Annotated in this window: 2 protein-coding genes; both read right to left on the bottom strand. The window is 50.7% G+C overall.

Annotated elements, in window-relative coordinates:
* On the bottom strand, positions 1-1,155 hold a 1,155-nt coding region (locus B3W37_RS15065), incomplete at its 3' end, for a S41 family peptidase (RefSeq protein WP_483171209.1).
* A 627-nt stretch (positions 1,156-1,782) separates the two neighbouring features.
* On the bottom strand, positions 1,783-2,221 hold a 439-nt coding region (locus B3W37_RS15070), incomplete at its 5' end, for a M23 family metallopeptidase (protein ID WP_483176281.1).

The following is a 2,221-nucleotide window of genomic DNA, read 5'->3' on the forward strand; positions in this document are numbered from 1 at the left end:
ATTTTCCAGCTTCGTCTTTAACACTTCTATGGCTTTATTCAGTTGCAAATCCTGGCTGTTGTTGGGATCGTTTTGCACCTCGTAATCAGGGGTGATGCCGACTTCATTGATGTCTGTGCCGTTGGGGGTATAATACTTCTGAGTGGTCAATTTCAAAGCCCCGCCGTCATGCAGGGGAAATACGGTTTGCACCAGGCCTTTGCCGAAAGTCTTAACTCCCACCAGATCAGCCCGCTGGTTATCCTGCAGGGCCGCAGCCAGTATTTCCGAGGCGCTGGCGCTGTCATGATTCACCAGGACCACCAGGGGAATATTCACTTTGCCAGGTGAGGCTTTGTAGACCTGTTGATTGCCTTTGCTGTCTGCAGCGCTTACCACCGTGCTTCCATCCAGAAATATTCCGGCAATGTCAATTGCGGCATTGAAATCTCCGCCGCCGTTGTCCCGCAAATCCAGAATTATGCCCTTCACCTTGTTTCCGCTCATCAGCTTTTCAACACTGGTAGCCAGTTCATTGGCCGACTGGGCGTGGAATTGATTTAAGCTGATGTAGCCGATATCAGCGGCTTCGTCAAGAATTTTGTCCTCAACCGAAGGCACATTGATTATTTCACGCACTATGGTAAAGTTGAGTTCCTTGCCTTCAGATTCCCGGTAAACCCCCAATTCCAACTGCGTCCCCGGGTCGCCGCGCATCAGCTGGGCGGCTTCATCAGAGGTCATCTTCACGGTGCTTTCACCGTTGATGCGCACTATGATGTCCCCGTGTTTGACCCCTACCTTATAGGCTGGAGTCCCCCTGATGGGAGAATAGATCATGATACGACCTTGATTGTCCTGCCCCACATAGACCCCGATGCCGCCAAATTTAGCTTCTAATTTGACCTTGAGATCCTGATAGGTCTGCCTGTCGAGATACCTGGAATATGGATCGTCCAGGGCTTCAACAATGCCTGCTCCGGCCCCTTCCAGCATCTGCGCAGTATTGATCTGGTATAAAGACTCGGTTTTGATCAGCCCGATGACACTGAATAGTGTACTCAGACCGGCACTGCTGGTCACTAAGAGGGCAATCGTGCAGACAACCACCACCACACCGACGGTGCTAAAAAAAATGTTAATTCCCCGTAACCAGTTATTTCTTTCTCTGTTCAAATCGTCACCACCAATAATATTCTATTATCCTTGGCATACAAATATGTTATCCTGCCGGTTCAATGGGCTGGCATCAACAGCTTCGGTGTTCACGCCCACATAAAAAGTAAGGATAGCGGCTACCAGAGTAAATATTATAGATGCTTCGAGGCAACCCGGGTCACCTGGGATTCGGTTCCAGGGCGTCTATGTCAGCCGCCGCATTCTGCAGTTTGGCCGGAGAGATAACACCGGCCAAAATGTATGTCATGTTATTCTCCTGATGACTAAAGCCCGGGTCGATCCTGAAGAACTGTAACCAGAATACATCATCACATAGGCAATAGCAAAGACTACCGCAGCAGAAAACACTGGCCGCGCCGCCTTACCCACTTGGCAGCGCTTTCCCTCCCTTGCGCTCTGCCGGGGGCAAAACCCGGGCAGATGTCCGGGCGCCATCACACCGTATAAATACCCAGAATTAATAATACCACAGTTGCAAACCCTGATAAATTTTTACACATAAAAGGACAGTTATTGTCTTGCGCTCTCAACCGGCAAGGCAATCCCTGTCCTTGAATACGCTATTCTACCGTGACGCCGACTTTTTTGTCATGAAAAGTCTCAATAAATACCGCCCCAGATCACTTATACATACTTACGCGGGTCGGTATGTTGTCCATTGATACGCACCTCAAAGTGGAGATGAGGGCCGGTGCTCCAACCGGTACTGCCTACTTTGCCGATGCTCTGACCCTTGGTAACCGATTGGCCGTTACTTACGCCAAGACTGCTCAGGTGGCCGTACAGAGTCGATAGCCCTTGGCCGTGGTCGACTATTATGGCCTGTCCATAGGCTCCCATCCAGCCGGAAAAAATCACTGTGCCGCTGTCCGCCGCTACTATTTTGGCACTCATAGGCGCCCCTATATCCATTCCGGTATGCATTCTGCGAGTCTTCAATATGGGGTGGTAACGCATCCCGTAAGGCGAGGTTATGCTCGAGTAACCCGGGGTCGGCCAGGTAAAGATTCCGGTGCCTAATTGGTCTCCCGACTGTGATCTGCGGATTAAGGCCTCGACTTCC

This window comes from Syntrophomonas sp. UBA5494 (assembly GCF_002426325.1).